The sequence below is a fragment of the Salinivibrio sp. ML290 genome, assembly GCF_001995695.1.
GTDB lineage: Bacteria > Pseudomonadota > Gammaproteobacteria > Enterobacterales > Vibrionaceae > Salinivibrio > Salinivibrio siamensis.
Window position 1 is genome coordinate 1 of sequence record NZ_MUEY01000015.1, and the last position, 15283, is coordinate 15283.

Genomic DNA, 15283 nt, shown 5'->3' on the forward strand with positions numbered 1-15283 from the left:
AGTAGGACATCGCCAGGCTTTGAATACAATTGATTAAAGCCAAGAGATATAAGTCTTTAGTCATACAGAATTGGTGCGGAGTGGTAGTTCAGTTGGTTAGAATACCGGCCTGTCACGCCGGGGGTCGCGGGTTCGAGTCCCGTCCACTCCGCCACTACTTAGAAACCCTAGCTGAAAAGCTGGGGTTTTTTGCGTTTAAGCCCCAGCATCATTGTGTTGGGGCTTTTTGTGTTTATCGCATGACATCGAGTAGGGCGTTGAGTAAAGGCTCTTTTGCGCGGGAAGCTTTACAACAAAGGCCCAGTTCGAGAGGTTGTACAATTTCTTGGCGTAATCGCTCAACCTTGTCTTTTACTGGGCTGTTATCAATCACTACATCGGGCGCGACACCAATACCACAGCCCAATGCCACCATACTGACAATCGCCTCATGGCCTGCTATTTGTGCGTAGACGTTTGGCTCGATACCTTTACTGGTAAACCATTGATCAGCGAGTTCGCGCGCTGTCCCTGCTTCGGGCAAGATTAATGGTGTGTGCTGCCAGTCAATGGCTTGTAGGTCAATGCCACTGCTGGCCATTGCCGGTGCGATAACCGACAAACTGACTGTATCAATCGGTTGAAACACCAAGCTGGATGACAAGCGTTTGGGTTTAGCGGCAATGGCAATGTCGGCGCTATTGTCTTGCACCTTCTCTTCTGCTTGGGCGGGATCGCCAGTCAGAAGCTGTAGCTCGATATTTGGGTATTGTTGACGAAACCGCGCGAGGAGCTCAGGTAAATGGCTATAGCTTGCAGTGACCGAACAAAAGAGCGTGAGCTTACCGCCGAGCAAAGAGGCATGTTCATTGATACTGGCTTTAGTCGTGTGCCAAAGCTGAAGAATATCGCGTGCGACGGGAAGCAGCGTTTTACCTGCTGGGGTGAGATCGACCGCTTTATTGGTGCGAATAAACAGCGGCTGACCGATATCTTCTTCAAGACGTTGGATGATTCGGCTCAAGGCTGAGGGGCTGACGTGCATCGCTTGTGCGGCCCGGGTGTAGCTTTTGGTGTCACAGAGATGGAGGAAGCCCGTGAGTTGCTTTGCATTCATGATTTTATTGTTGCTTTAATTGCAATGTTATATTGTGAATATATCACTTTAGGCAATATAGTGGTTAGGGTAGTATCAAAAATACGCGGTGAAAACACACCCAATCACGGATTTGAATCAATGGAGCACCCCATGGCGAACTACTTTAATACCCTGAATTTGCGTCAACAATTGGAACAATTAGGCGTATGCCGATTTATGGATCGTGACGAATTTGCCACCGAGGCCGAATTTCTCAAAGGTAAAAAAGTGGTGATTGTCGGCTGTGGTGCGCAAGGGCTCAACCAAGGCTTAAACATGCGCGACTCGGGTCTTGATGTGGCTTATGCACTGCGACAGGCTGCCATTGATGAAAAGCGTCCTTCTTATCAGAACGCGGCTGAGAATGGATTTGAAGTGGGTAGCTACCAAGATTTGATCCCACGGGCAGACTTGGTGATTAACCTTACACCAGATAAACAGCACTCCAACGTCGTCGAAACCGTGATGCCACTGATGAAAGAGGGCGCCGCGCTCGGTTACTCACATGGTTTTAATATTGTCGAAGTCGGTCAGCGTATCCGTGAAGACATTACTGTGGTTATGGTGGCACCTAAGTGTCCGGGTACCGAGGTGCGTGAAGAATATAAACGCGGCTTTGGTGTGCCGACGCTGATCGCTGTCCATCCAGAAAATGATCCTAAAGGTGAAGGCTTTGAGATTGCGAAAGCGTGGGCAGCTGCAACCGGTGGCCACCGTGCTGGCGTACTTGCCTCTTCATTCGTGGCAGAAGTGAAATCCGATCTGATGGGCGAGCAAACCATCCTGTGTGGGATGCTGCAGGCAGGCTCGGTCGTTTGCTATGAGAAAATGATCGCAGAAGGTGTTGATCCAGGTTATGCGGGTAAATTGATTCAGTATGGCTGGGAAACCATTACTGAAGCGCTAAAGTTCGGTGGCATCACTCACATGATGGATCGCTTGTCCAATCCAGCGAAAATCAAAGCCTTTGAGTTGTCGGAGTCGCTTAAAGAACTGATGCGCCCCCTCTATAACAAACACATGGACGACATCATCGCTGGCCATTTCTCCGCGACCATGATGGCCGATTGGGAAAACGGCGATAAAGACTTGTTCACATGGCGTGAAGAAACCGCACAGACCGCGTTTGAAAACTATCCCGGGTCGGATGTAAGCATCAGTGAGCAGGAATTCTTTGATAACGGCATTTTGATGGTAGCTATGGTGCGTGCAGGGGTCGAGCTTGCTTTTGAAGTCATGGTGTCATCTGGCATTATCGAAGAATCAGCGTATTACGAGTCATTGCATGAATTGCCTTTGATTGCCAATACTATTGCGCGTAAGCGCTTGTACGAAATGAACGTGGTCATTTCCGATACGGCTGAGTACGGTAACTACTTATTCGCAAACGTGGCGACACCGCTGCTGCGCGAACACTTTATGCCAACAGTGAGCGCAGATGTGATTGGTAAAGGGCTTGGAGAAACCTCTAACCAGGTCGACAACGCCACCTTAATCGAGGTCAATGACCGTATCCGCAACCACCCAATTGAGTATATCGGTGAGGAATTGCGCGGCTATATGACCGATATGAAACAAATTGCGCTCGACAAATAAAAGCGCGGATCGTTTGAGATAACGCGGAAGAGAAGCCTGGCCTGAGGGTCAGGCTTTTTTATATCTGCGTGGGTTATTCTTGGTTATCTGTCGATTGACCCACTTTTGCTTCCATGGCTTCCAGCTTGGCTTCGAGTTCTGTGAGCTTTTGACGGGTGCGCAGTAACACCTGGGTTTGTACATCAAACTCCTCACGGCTTACTACATCCAGCTTAGTCAGTTGGCCTTGGATGGCTTGGCGCACACGGCTTTCCATATCCGTGCCTAACTCTTTAACAGGCTGAGGCATGGCGTCGTGAATTTGCTTGGCCATTTGCTCAAGTTTTTTGGGGTCAAACATGGAATACTCCTTTATTAACTGTCTTTATTCTATGTAAATACGCACAGCTTGTCGAAAGGATGATAAAAGAAAAGGGCCCGAAGGCCCTTTGGGTTAGTGTGATGCGCGATAGTCTTCATCGAGCTTATCAAGTTCATCGTCTTCGACAAACACAGGCAGTGGTTTGTGCTTGCTGGCCAGGTAGGTGTAAATCACTGGCAGAACGAATAGCGTGAATAACGTACCGATAGCGAGACCCGCTACGATCACAATCCCGATGCTAAAGCGTTGCTCGGCGCCTGCGCCGGTGGCGAACATTAGCGGGATGAGGCCTGCAATCATCGCGGCAGTGGTCATTAAGATCGGACGCAGACGAATTTTGGCCGCTTCTTTTACCGCGTCCATTCGGCTGGCTTGATGATGCAGTTGCTGCTCTTTAGCCACCTCACAGATCAGAATACCGTGTTTGGTAATCAGACCTATCAAGGTTATCAACCCGACTTGTGAGTAGATGTTCATTGATGACAGCCCCCACGCGAGTGCAATTAAGGCACCACAAATCGCAAGTGGCACAGAGACCAAGATCACCAGTGGGTCGAGCAAGGATTCAAACTGAATCGCCAGTACCAGATAAATGATCGCTAAGGCGAACAAGAAGGTGGCATACAGCGCGCTGCCTTCTGTCACGTATTGGCGAGACTCACCGAGGTAATCGTGCTGATAGCCTTTAGGCAATTCTGCTGCCTTGCTTTCGAACCAATCCACCGCGGTACCCATGGTGACACCGGGCGCAGATACCGCACTGATGGTCGCAGCGTTTAGCTGATTAAAGTGCGGGAGTGAGCGAGGCTCCGCGGTGACTTCAATGTCAATCAGCGAGCCCAGCGGAATGGAATCGCCGTTGGCCGCACGAACATAGTAGCTCTCAATGGACTCAGGGTTGAGGCGATATTTACGCTCCACTTGCGGGATCACCTCATATGAGCGGCCATCAAAGTCGATACGGTTGACGTAGCCATCCGCCATCATGGTGCCAATGGTGGCGCCAATATCACGCATCGTCACGCCATATGACCCAGCTTTGTCTTTATCAATGCTGATATTCATGGTGGCCGAATCAAAGTTAAGGTTCAGCTCCGAATAGACGAAGTTCGGGCTAGATTGTACCTCGGACATAATTTCGGCGGTCACTTGATAGAGACTTTCGAAATTATTCGGGGTCGTCACCACAAATTGGATCGGCAAGCCGGAGGAGGCACCGGGCAGTTCTGGCATTTCAAAGGTGGTGACCTTCATACCCGGAATGTCTTTCACTTCGTCAGCCATGCGTTTTACCACTTCGGACTGACTGGCTTCCCGCTCACTCCAAGGCACCAGTGAGGCGATACCAAACGCTTGATTCGATTTCGGCACCCCAGAAAAGACCTGAGAAAAGGCCACTTCTGGTTGTTCGTCGAGCTTTTGGTTCACTTCCGCCATGCTGTTTTGGATGTAATCCAGGTTAGCCGTCGAGGGCGCCGTCCCCATCATGACGACCACGCCTTTATCTTCCGATGGTGCGAGTTCACTGGGGATAAAATTAAATAGCACGGGTAAAGAGGCAAAGACGATGACCGCAAAAGATACCACCACAGGACGGCGTTGCATCACCTTACTAAGAAGATGAGCATACTTGTCGGTCATTCCATCCAAGAAGCGGTGAACGGCAAGCTCAAAGCGACTTGGCTTGGCGTTGGCTTTCAGCATGGTCGAACACATTACCGGTGAGAGTGTTAATGCGACAATCCCGGAGACAAACACAGCCCCAGCAAGCGTTAACGCAAACTCTTTAAACAGCGAGCCGGTGATCCCGCCCATCATGGCGATAGGGGCATACACCGCCGCCAATGTCAGTGTCATGGAGATAACCGGCACGGCAATTTCCCGTGTACCAATAATGGCCGCGCGGAAAGGGGACTCTCCCAGCTTGATATGGCGGTCGATGTTTTCCAATACCACGATCGCATCGTCGACCACCAAGCCGATAGCCAGCACCATCGCCAGCAGGGTCATCAAGTTCAGTGAGAAGCCAATCATTTCCATCACCAGCGCCACACCAATCAGGGATAGCGGAATGGTGATAATAGGGATAATTACCGCGCGGAATGAGCCCAAGAACAGGGTGATCACCACCAACACGATCAGTGCCGCTTCAATGATGGTTTTGATCACCTCATTGATGGACTCATTGATTGCATTAGATGAGTCATACAGCACATTCATCTCGATATTGCTTGGCATGTTGCGCTCAACTTCCGGCAACATATCCATGACGTCAGCGGCAATATTGATGGGGTTAGCCGACGGGGTAGCATTGATCGCGGCGACAACCGCCTCAGAGCCATTGGCCAGTGCACGTACCCGATCATGGCTTTTCTCGAGTGAGACCTTAGCGATGTCTCCGAGGCGTACGACACGACCATCTTGGGTATCCACCACCAAGTTACTCAGTTCTTCAGGAGTGGAGACCTGGGTATCGGCACTGCCGTTATAGATCATAAAGGTACCAATCGCCTGACCGGTGGCCGACTGGTAGTTGTTGGCATCAAGCACGGACATCACGTCGGTGGCCGCCAGCTTAAATGCCGCCATTTTCTCCGGATCGAGCCACACGCGAAGGCCATACTTCACCCCGCCGTAAAGGTCGATTTTGGAAACGCCATCCACGGTAAACAGCTGAGGTTTGACCACGCGTTCGAGGTAGTCGGTGATCTGACTGGAGTCGAGCTCGGGTGAGGTAAAACCAACATACATCACCGCGGTGGTCGAACCGGTCGACATCGATACTGACGGATCTTCGGCTTCAGCGGGGAGCTGAGCACGCACCGAGTTTACCTTGGCGAGAATATCGGCCAAGGCGGCATTAGGGTCGGTATTAAGCTTCATATTGACCGTAATGGTCGAAGAACCAAGCACCGACTCTGAGGTCATAAAGTCAATATTATCAGCTTGGGCCACGGCTTGTTCGAGTGGCGTCGTAATGAAGCCCTGAATCAAGTCGGCACTGGCGCCATAATAGCTGGTTGTGATGGTGACCACGGTATTGGTCATCTCCGGGTATTCCCTGACTTGCATCTTAAATAAAGATTGCAGGCCGAGCAGCGCAATCAGAATACTGATTGACGCGGCTAGCACGGGGCGCCGGATAAAAATATCAGTAAAGCGCATCACATCCTCGTCTTACAATTGAGGTAATTGTTCTGGTGGTGTGAGAGCGTCGTTTTCGACGATTTTCACTTTGGAGCCATTGCTTAATCGCACTTGGCCGGAGGTGACGACCTGATCGCCAGGTTGCAGACCTTCGATAATGCGTGCTTGATGGCCACGACGCTCACCGACTTTGAGCACTTGTTGGAACGCGCGTTTTTCCCCTTCTTCTTCGCGGATCACGTACACACTTTCCCCGTACAAGGTGAAATTAATCGCGGTTTGATCAATCACGATTTGCTCTTCAATGGTGGGCAGAACGATATCGGCACGGGCAAACATCCCTGAGCGCAACTGACCATCGTTATTCGGGATGTTCGCTTCCACCTTGATAAGACCACTCTGGCTGTTGACCGCAGGCTCAATGGCACTGATAGAGCCGATGAATTCCTTTTCAGGATACGCGTCGACAGTAATGCGCAACGGCTGGCTCAGACGGATTTTAGAAATATCTGTTTGTGGCACGGTAAAGCGCAGCTTCATCACCGAGGTATCCTCGAGGCGAGCAATATCCGTACCTGGCTGCAAGTATTCACCTAAGAAAACATCACGCAGGCCAATCACACCATCGAAGGGTGCTTGGATATTACGACGGGCAATGGTGGCTTTCAGTGCGTTAATGTCAGCTTGTAGCGAACGATAATTGGCCTCGGCTTCATCCAGCGCTTCTTTAGAGATAGAACCTTTAGCAAACAGCCCTTGGTAGCGTTTAAACTTGGCTTCCGCCGCCGGTAGGCGCGCTTGGGTGCTGGCTAAATTGGCTTTTTCAACGCTCGAGTCGAGCTCGACCAGGTTTTGCCCACGCTCAACGGTTTGGCCAGACTCAAAATTAATCACATCGACGACACCGGCAATTTGGGTGGTTAAGGTGATCCCTTGGTTAGGCTCAACAAAACCAATGGCGTCAAGCGTTGGTGTCCAAGGCTCAGCCTCAACCGTCACCGCGGTGACTGGGTGGGTGGGCTCTGGCATGTTTGCCATATACTCTGCAATCTTTTGCTGCTTGAACAGGTTAAAGCCAATCACACTGCCAAACAGCAGCAGCGCGAGGATAACCATAAAGAAAAACCATTTTTTCATCGAAGTAAGCTCCGAACGTCGTTAGTGAAGAGAAATTGCATCCCAGCAAGCGTGGATCGCATCTGCGATAGCATGACTGTCCAGGGTTATAACACCCCGAACCTGTTTGCGAGCTAAACAAAAAGCGGGTTCGAGTCCCAAGGTGATTAATACCTCATCATCGAGGGGCTTGAGCACGCCTTGTTGCTTACCTTCTTGAAAGACTTGATAAAGGTCGGAGAAGGCATCTCGCTCCCGCTGAGCGTGTAACTGGTCGTCCCGTGGCAGCGCATCAAACTGGTCTCGAGACAATAGCAGATGATCGCGTTGTAGCATCATGGTCCAAGTATTGCGCCATAAGCGTTCAAACTGACGTTTGAGTGTTGGCTCATCCTTGACCCCTTGCTGGATATGGGTCGCACACTGCATCATCAGGTGTGAAGACAGTTGGCGAAGCAAATCATCCTTGTCTTTGAAATAGCGATAAATGGTCCCTGCAGCGACGTGTGCTTGTGTCGCCACTTGTTGCATTGAGACTTTATCGAGCCCGACCGTCGCGATTAATTGCTCGGTCGCGGCAAAGATTTGCGTACGTTTGTCCATAGATAATGCACCAAGCAATGAATGAACGTTCATTCATTTTAGAGGGTTTTTCGCGCAAATGACAAGCATAAAGTGTAGCAAGCAAAATGCACTCTGCTGCGGTGAGATAGACATCAGTTGGATTCGCTCTACAATGCTCATTCAACCACTGATGAGGTGTTGTCACCATGAAACTTAACCCCGCGCAATCCGATGCCGTACGACATATCTCTGGACCTTGCTTGGTCTTGGCAGGGGCCGGCTCGGGAAAAACACGTGTCATTACCCATAAAATTGCCTATTTGGTTCAGCAATGTGGCTATAAAGCGCGCCATATCGCTGCGGTAACCTTTACCAACAAAGCGGCACGCGAGATGAAAGAGCGGGTAGAACAAAGTTTAGGAAAGCAAGAGTCGCGTGGTTTGATGGTGTCGACCTTTCATACCTTGGGCCTCAATATCATTCGGCGAGAATATAAAACCTTGGGGCTCAAGGCAGGCTTTTCGCTGTTTGATGATCAAGACCAATTAGCTTTGTTAAAAGCCCTGACCGAACAAGAGTTGGATAACGATAAAGATTTGCTCCGTCAGTTAGTGCATACCATTTCCAACTGGAAAAATGCCATGTTGGGGCCGGATGAAGCACTGGCTCAGGCGCAAGGCGAGCGTGATCAACTGTTTGCCGCCTGTTACGCGCGCTACCAAAAACAAATGCGTGCGTATAACGCGCTGGATTTTGATGATCTCATTTTGATGCCGGTCGCGCTACTTAGCCAAAACCAAGCCGTACGCGAGCGGTGGCAAGCGCGCATTCGTTATTTATTGGTCGATGAATATCAAGATACCAACACCAGTCAATATCAGTTAGTGAAGCTGCTAGTGGGTGAGCGTGCACGTTTCACGGTGGTCGGGGATGACGATCAGTCAATTTACTCGTGGCGAGGGGCTCAGCCGAAAAATCTGGTGTATCTTCAGCAAGACTTTCCGCGTTTGCACGTGGTGAAGTTGGAGCAAAATTACCGCTCAACCAGTCGCATCCTCCGCGCGGCCAACATCTTGATTGCCAATAATCCCCATGTATTCGAAAAGACCTTATTTTCTGCTTTACCTGATGGCGATATGCTCAAAGTATTGACGGCCAATAATGAAGAACATGAGGCGGAGCGCGTGGTCGGCGAGCTGATAGGCCATCGTTTTCTCGGACGTACCCAATACAAAGATTACGCCATCCTTTATCGCGGAAACCACCAATCGCGTTTAATCGAAAAAGCGCTGATGCAAAACCGCATTCCTTACAAGATCTCGGGTGGGACGTCGTTTTTCTCACGTGCAGAAATCAAAGATATCATGGCCTATCTGCGCCTGCTCACGAACCCCGATGATGACAACGCGTTCTTGCGAGTCGTTAACACGCCACGACGTGAGATTGGCCCTGTGACGTTAGAGAAACTCGGCAGTTATGCCAACCAACGCGGAAAGAGCTTGTTTGCGGCAAGCTTCGAGCTCGGGCTAAGTCAGCATTTATCGGGACGTGGTTTGGCGTCGCTACAAGCGTTTACCCGCTGGGTGGTAGAATTATCCGATCAAGCCGAGCGAGGCGATACCGTGGCGGCGGTGAGGGCGCTTTTGCGTGACATTCACTACGAAGAGTGGCTGTACGAAACGTCTTCAAGCCCTAAAGTGGCTGAAATGCGGATGAAAAACGTCTCACAGCTTTATAGTTGGATTGTCGCCGACTTAGAAGGTGATAACCCCGATCAGGTCGAACGCAGCTTAAGAGAGGTGGTTCAGCGCCTTACACTACGTGACATGATGGAGCGGGGGGAAGACGATGATGACGCAGACCAAGTCCAGTTGATGACCTTGCATGCCTCCAAAGGGCTCGAATTTCCTTATGTCTACCTGATTGGCATGGAAGAAGGTTTATTGCCGCATCAGTCGAGCATTGATGAAGACAATATCGATGAAGAGCGGCGTTTGGCTTATGTCGGACTGACCCGTGCGCAAAAGGCGCTGACCTTTGTAGTGTGTCGAGAACGGCGTCAATTTGGTGAAGTGATTAAACCTCAGCAAAGCCGTTTCCTGGAAGAGCTTCCTTTTGACGATGTGGAGTGGGAGTCGCAAAGAAAGCCTGTTTCACAAGAAGAGCGGATGGAGAAAGGGCAAGCCGCGATCGCCAACCTAAAAGCCATGCTGGATAAAAACAAATAACGCCGCAAGGGCGGCGTTATTGTCACACTGGCAATGCGCGGCGGTATTAAAGTGCGTCGAGCATGTGCTCGATGGCCGCCACAATCTCATCATCCGAGCAATCCATACACGTCCCTTTGGCAGGCATCGCATTAAAGCCGTTGATAGCGTGCGTGGTCAGCGTTTCCATGCCTTTATCGACACGTGGCCCCCAAGCGGCGGCATCGCCTGTTTTGGGCGCGCCGGCTGCGCCTGTGCCGTGACACGCGGTGCAGTAGGTGTTGTAGACCTGCTCGCCGCTGCGTGGGCCACTCGGCTCTGCGGCGGCGGTTTGCGTTGGCGCTTCGCCGTCAATATACACATCACCAACCGGGGCAATGCGTTCAGCAATAGCGGCTTTTTCTTGCTCAGACACTTCTAGCGCTTGCGCAGCAGAAGCAAATAACAGGGCCGCCACGGTGGCAACCATAATTTGACCTAGACTTTTTCCCTTTGCGCTCACAATGACACTCCCACATTACTGGTGGCTTAACGCCTTTTTTATCTTATTTGCCGCCAACCTAAGGGGGTGAATCAATCAAGGGTGATTCGGTTGCGGCCTGTCAGTCTCGTCTTAACGGATTTGCCAACGTTGCTGGGTTAACTCCGTGTAAAGATTAGGTGATTATAGCGCTTTAGATTGTTACGTTAAACCGTTATAGTAGAGACCTTACTGACGATTTCTACGCAATTTGTTGAAAAAGAGACCAGTCAGTAAAAAAATTAAAAAAAGTGCTAGACGGCTGGTGGTGATATCCGTAATATTCGTCACCGCCAACGGGGCAAGCGCCCGTAGCTCAGTTGGATAGAGTGTTGGCCTCCGAAGCCAAAGGTCACAGGTTCAAATCCTGTCGGGCGCGCCATTCCGGGGATAAAGGAAATTGGCAAAAAATCAGTGGTGGCTGTAGCTCAGTTGGTAGAGCCCTGGATTGTGATTCCAGTTGTCGCGGGTTCAAGTCCCGTCAGCCACCCCATTATTTTCGCTAACAGCGAATATGTCGGTGAATAGCGCAGTTTGGTAGCGCATCTGGTTTGGGACCAGAGGGTCGGGGGTTCGAATCCCTCTTCACCGACCACTATTACAAACCCTAGCCTAACGGCTGGGGTTTTTTTGTTTGGCCCCTATGAACATGTCTTCCCCCCCCCTTCAAGCTTCCCTGTTATGGGACGGCTTTATATCGCTTTGCGAGTACGTGTTGATGATTCTTTTCTCTACGTGGCGACGTTGAGAGAGGATAAAATGCAGAAATTAGAACTCTATCAAGATTCTGATAGATAAAAAGTCACCAATCAGCAATAAAAACCACACCTTTTGATGTGACTGCTATACCTATCATTGTGTGGTTCAAAAAACTGCCTTTCATTTATTAAGTAATCAATTAACTCGACAAATGCGTTTTTTTTGGTGCTTATCGCTGTCATTGTTTACACGCTGTTAAATAACTTTGCTTTATTCTATGCGCGATTTGCTTTAAAACAGGGGAAAGCGTAATACCTTATATCTTTATGATATGAAGTGTATTTTTTGTTTGACGCTTGGGTACACAATCGTAGCCAAGTGAATGAATATTCGAGCCGACTGTGTCATTATGGCATTTTCTGCTGTGATGTTGATTTTTTGTGAAATGTTTGCCAGATTAAATCCGCATCTCTCCGAGGCAAGATCATATCACCTTGTTTTGGTAAGGAAGTCGATCGTCACCTAAGACGATATCAAGGATGAAAAATGTCACTGCTAGAAGTAAATAATCTACGAATAGAGTACCCGTCTCGCCATGGCGTTCACGCCGCCGTGACGTCATTGTCATTAACGATTGAGCGCGGTGAGATTGTAGGCGTGGTGGGTGAGTCTGGGGCGGGCAAGTCCACGGTCGGTAATGCCGTGATTGATTTGCTCAGTCCGCCGGGTCGCATTGCCAGTGGCGATGTGTATCTGGACGGTAAAAAAATCTCCGGGCTAACCCCCAACGAAATGCGCAAAGTGCGCGGTGATAAAATTGGGTTTATCTTTCAAGACCCGATGACCTCCCTGAATCCGCTGTTTACGGTCGAGCAGCAGCTTACCGAAACCATTTTGACCAACTTGAATGTGACGCAGCAACAGGCCTATCAGCGCGCGCTTAATTTAATGGAGCAGGTGGGGATCCCTGAGCCAGAGCTGCGCATCAAACAATACCCCCATCAGTTTTCCGGCGGGATGCGTCAGCGCGTGGTGATTGCGGTTGCGCTGGCCGGGGAGCCGGATCTCATCATTGCCGATGAGCCGACCACGGCGTTGGATGTGTCCATCCAAGATCAAATCCTTAACCTCATCCGCGACTTATGCCAAAAGAAAAATGTTGGCTGTATGCTGGTCACCCATGATATGGGCGTGGTCGCCAATGTGACCGACCGTGTCGCGGTGATGTATCGTGGTGATTTGGTGGAGCTAGGCACCACCCAGCAGGTGTTAGGTGAGCCTCAGCATCCTTACACGCAAAGTCTCATTTCAGCGGTGCCACGCTCTGATATCAAGCTGGACCGCTTTCCGCTGGTCAATTATATCGAGGAAGCCGGTGAAACCCTTGAGCTTGATGTCAAGAATCACTGGCTGGGGCAAAGCCAAGATCAGCGCGCTTACAGCGGTCCGCTACTGCAGGTGAAAGATGTGTCCTTGCGCTTTATTACTAAGGATTCTCTCTTTGCGAGCCGCCGCGAATACGTCCAAGCCTCTGATCATGTCAGCTTTGACGTGGTTGAGGGGGAAACCTTTGGTCTTGTCGGTGAGTCGGGCTCAGGAAAGTCGACCATTGCGCGCGCGATCACCGGGCTTTATCCGCCCAACACGGGGCAAATCATTTTTGAAGATATCGATCTGACTGCGATTAAAAACGAACGCGCCCGACGTCCTATCCGTCGCCAAATGCAAATGGTGTTTCAAAACCCGTATTCATCCATGAACCCACGGATGAAGATATACGACATTATCGCTGAGCCCATTCGTTTTCACCGTTTGGCCGAAAGCGAGTCTCAAATCCGCCAAATCGTCGGCGACTTGCTTGATCACGTTGGCCTGGGTCGCGGCGCAGGGATTAAATATCCGCACGAGTTCTCTGGGGGGCAACGCCAGCGTATTTCGATTGCTCGCGCATTGGCGACGCGTCCGCGTTTACTGATTTGCGATGAGCCGACATCCGCGTTGGATGTGTCAGTACAAGCGCAAATTTTGAACCTGCTCAAAGATCTGCAGGACGAGCTCAATCTCACCATGTTGTTTATCAGTCACGATTTGCCGGTGATTCGCCAAATGTGTGACCGCATTGGTGTGATGCGCAAAGGCCAGCTGTTAGAAGTGGCACCGACAGAGCAACTGTTTACTAACCCACAACACGAATATAGCCGTCAGCTTATCTCATTGATGCCAGAGTTTAAGGGAATGAGCACGGAAGGTTTGCAACCGGCATAGCACGCTATGTCGACGCGGCATTGCGCCGCACCTCATCCATGATGCAAACACAGCAGGGGGCAACCCCTACGCATAAAGGAGCTATGCAATGAAAACAATGAAGAGCAAGATTGCCGTGGCGCTTATGGCCGCCGGCCTGAGCGTTAGTGCCGCGGCTGCAGATATCACCGTCGCGTATGATGCGGATCCGGTTTCACTGGACCCTCATGAGCAGCTTTCCGGTGGTACGCTACAGCTATCACACATGGTCTTCGACCCCTTGGTCCGCTTTACCCAAGAGATGGACTTTGAGCCTCGTCTCGCCACGTCTTGGGAGCGTATCGATAATGAAACCGTGCGTTTCAATCTTCGCGAAGGCGTGACGTTCCATTCCGGAAACGCGTTTACTGCCGACGATGTGGTGTGGACCTTTGATCGTTTGAAATCATCCCCCGACTTTAAAGGGATTTTCACCCCAATCGTTGATATCAAAAAAGTCGACGAGCACACGGTGGATGTGGTGACGGACGGTACCTACCCGCTGGTAGAAAACGTCATGACCTACGTGTTCCCGATGGACAGCAAGTTCTACAGTGGTGAGACAGAAGACGGCCGTGATAAATCTGAGCTGAAGAAAAATGGCTCAACCTATGCGTCGACAAACCTGTCAGGCACCGGGCCGTATGTGGTTGACGAACGTGAACAAGGCGTGGTTGTCGAGTTTGACCGTAATGAGAATTACTGGGACAAAGACAGCGAAGGCAATGTGGATAACATCACGCTGCGTCCGATCAAAGAAGATGCCACCCGCGTCGCGGCGCTGCTGTCTGGTGATGTCGACATGATTGCGCCTGTTTCTCCTAACGACTATCGCCGTATCGAACGTGCCGACGAGCTGCAATTGGTGACCATGCCAGGGACGCGGGTCATCACCTTCCAAATGAACCAGAGTGTGGTGGATGAGTTTAAAGATCCACGTGTTCGCCAAGCGGTGGCTTATGCGGTCAACAACGAAGGTATCGCGCAGAAGATCATGAAAGGGGCGGCCACGCCCGCGAGCCAGCAAAGCCCAGTCGGGTATGCAGGCTATAATCCTGATCTCGAGCCACGTTATGACCTGGCGAAAGCGAAAAAACTGATGGAAGAGGCAGGTTACCCAGATGGTTTCTCAATCACCATGATTGCCCCTAACAACCGTTACGTGAACGATGAAAAAATCGCTCAAGCGGTGGCGGCAATGATGGCGAAAATTGGTATCAAGGTTGACTTGCAAACCATGCCAAAAGCGCAGTACTGGCCTGAGTTTGATAAGTGCGAAGCGGGCATGCAGATGATCGGTTGGCACCCAGATACAGAAGATTCTGCCAACTTCACCGAGTTCCTCACCATGACACGTGATGCGGACACCGGTAAGGGTCAGTATAACTGTGGCCACTACTCGAACAGCGAAGTAGATAAGCTGGTGATGGAAGCCAACTCAGAAACGGATCTGGAAAAGCGTAGTGCGATGCTGCAAAAGGTCGAGAAGATCCTGTATGACGAAGCGGCCTTCTTACCTCTGCACTGGCAAGATCCATCATGGGCAGCCAAAAATAACGTTAACATCGAGCCGATCGTTAACGGTATGAACTTCCCTTACTTCGGCGATCTAGTGGTCGAGTAATGGACTAAAACAGGGCCCCAACCGCTGGGGCCCTGATTATCCAATCGCT

At 50.6% G+C, this 15283-nt stretch carries 10 protein-coding genes and 4 tRNA genes; 8 read left to right on the forward strand and 6 right to left on the reverse strand.

The window, feature by feature from the left end; all coding sequences use genetic code 11:
• Positions 1-77: 77 nt before the first annotated feature.
• Positions 78-154, forward strand: a tRNA-Asp gene (locus BZG23_RS12885).
• A gap of 78 nt (positions 155-232) precedes the next feature.
• Here BZG23_RS12885 and ilvY read toward each other — a convergent pair.
• Complete coding sequence (gene ilvY, locus BZG23_RS12890) at positions 233-1096, reverse strand: HTH-type transcriptional activator IlvY (protein WP_077607180.1); 864 nt, start codon at positions 1094-1096, stop codon at positions 233-235.
• A 132-nt stretch (positions 1097-1228) separates the two neighbouring features.
• Here ilvY and ilvC point away from each other — a divergent pair, with 132 nt between their 5' ends.
• Complete coding sequence (gene ilvC / locus BZG23_RS12895; protein ID WP_077607181.1) at positions 1229-2713, forward strand: ketol-acid reductoisomerase; 1485 nt, start codon at positions 1229-1231, stop codon at positions 2711-2713.
• A gap of 73 nt (positions 2714-2786) precedes the next feature.
• Here the strand turns inward: ilvC and ubiK are convergent, their stop codons facing one another.
• The 4 genes from ubiK to BZG23_RS12915 all read right to left on the reverse strand — a co-directional run bounded on the left by ubiK (position 2787) and on the right by BZG23_RS12915 (position 7940).
• Positions 2787-3053: a ubiquinone biosynthesis accessory factor UbiK gene (gene ubiK / locus BZG23_RS12900; protein ID WP_077457451.1), complete on the reverse strand. Its 267-nt coding sequence runs from the start codon at positions 3051-3053 to the stop codon at positions 2787-2789.
• A 93-nt stretch (positions 3054-3146) separates the two neighbouring features.
• Positions 3147-6239 (reverse strand): multidrug efflux RND transporter permease subunit, encoded by a 3093-nt coding sequence (locus BZG23_RS12905; protein ID WP_046074486.1) that lies wholly within the window; start codon positions 6237-6239, stop codon positions 3147-3149.
• Positions 6240-6251: 12 nt separating this feature from the next.
• Complete coding sequence (locus tag BZG23_RS12910) at positions 6252-7358, reverse strand: efflux RND transporter periplasmic adaptor subunit (protein ID WP_046074485.1); 1107 nt, start codon at positions 7356-7358, stop codon at positions 6252-6254.
• Positions 7359-7379: 21 nt separating this feature from the next.
• The gene (locus tag BZG23_RS12915; RefSeq protein ID WP_077579524.1) at positions 7380-7940 is read right to left on the reverse strand and encodes a TetR/AcrR family transcriptional regulator; all 561 of its coding nucleotides are present in this window, start codon (positions 7938-7940) and stop codon (positions 7380-7382) included.
• Positions 7941-8107: 167 nt separating this feature from the next.
• On the opposite strand from BZG23_RS12915, the gene rep reads away from it, so the two are divergent.
• Entirely contained in the window at positions 8108-10129 is a 2022-nt protein-coding gene (gene rep / locus BZG23_RS12920; RefSeq protein ID WP_077607182.1) for a DNA helicase Rep, read from the forward strand.
• Between the two features lie 46 nt (positions 10130-10175).
• On the opposite strand, the gene BZG23_RS12925 is transcribed toward rep, so the two are convergent.
• Positions 10176-10610, reverse strand: coding sequence for a c-type cytochrome (locus BZG23_RS12925; protein ID WP_046074482.1), 435 nt, complete (start codon positions 10608-10610; stop codon positions 10176-10178).
• 323 nt (positions 10611-10933) lie between these two features.
• Here BZG23_RS12925 and BZG23_RS12930 point away from each other — a divergent pair.
• From BZG23_RS12930 to BZG23_RS12950, 5 genes are all read left to right on the forward strand, one after another.
• Positions 10934-11010 (forward strand) — tRNA-Arg (locus tag BZG23_RS12930).
• Between the two features lie 35 nt (positions 11011-11045).
• A tRNA-His gene (locus BZG23_RS12935) sits at positions 11046-11121 on the forward strand.
• A 25-nt stretch (positions 11122-11146) separates the two neighbouring features.
• Positions 11147-11223 (forward strand) — tRNA-Pro (locus tag BZG23_RS12940).
• Between the two features lie 650 nt (positions 11224-11873).
• Positions 11874-13592, forward strand: a complete 1719-nt coding sequence (locus tag BZG23_RS12945) for an ABC transporter ATP-binding protein (RefSeq protein ID WP_046074481.1) — start codon at positions 11874-11876, stop codon at positions 13590-13592.
• Between the two features lie 88 nt (positions 13593-13680).
• The gene (locus BZG23_RS12950; RefSeq protein ID WP_077607183.1) at positions 13681-15234 is read left to right on the forward strand and encodes an ABC transporter substrate-binding protein; all 1554 of its coding nucleotides are present in this window, start codon (positions 13681-13683) and stop codon (positions 15232-15234) included.
• Positions 15235-15283 lie beyond the last annotated feature (49 nt).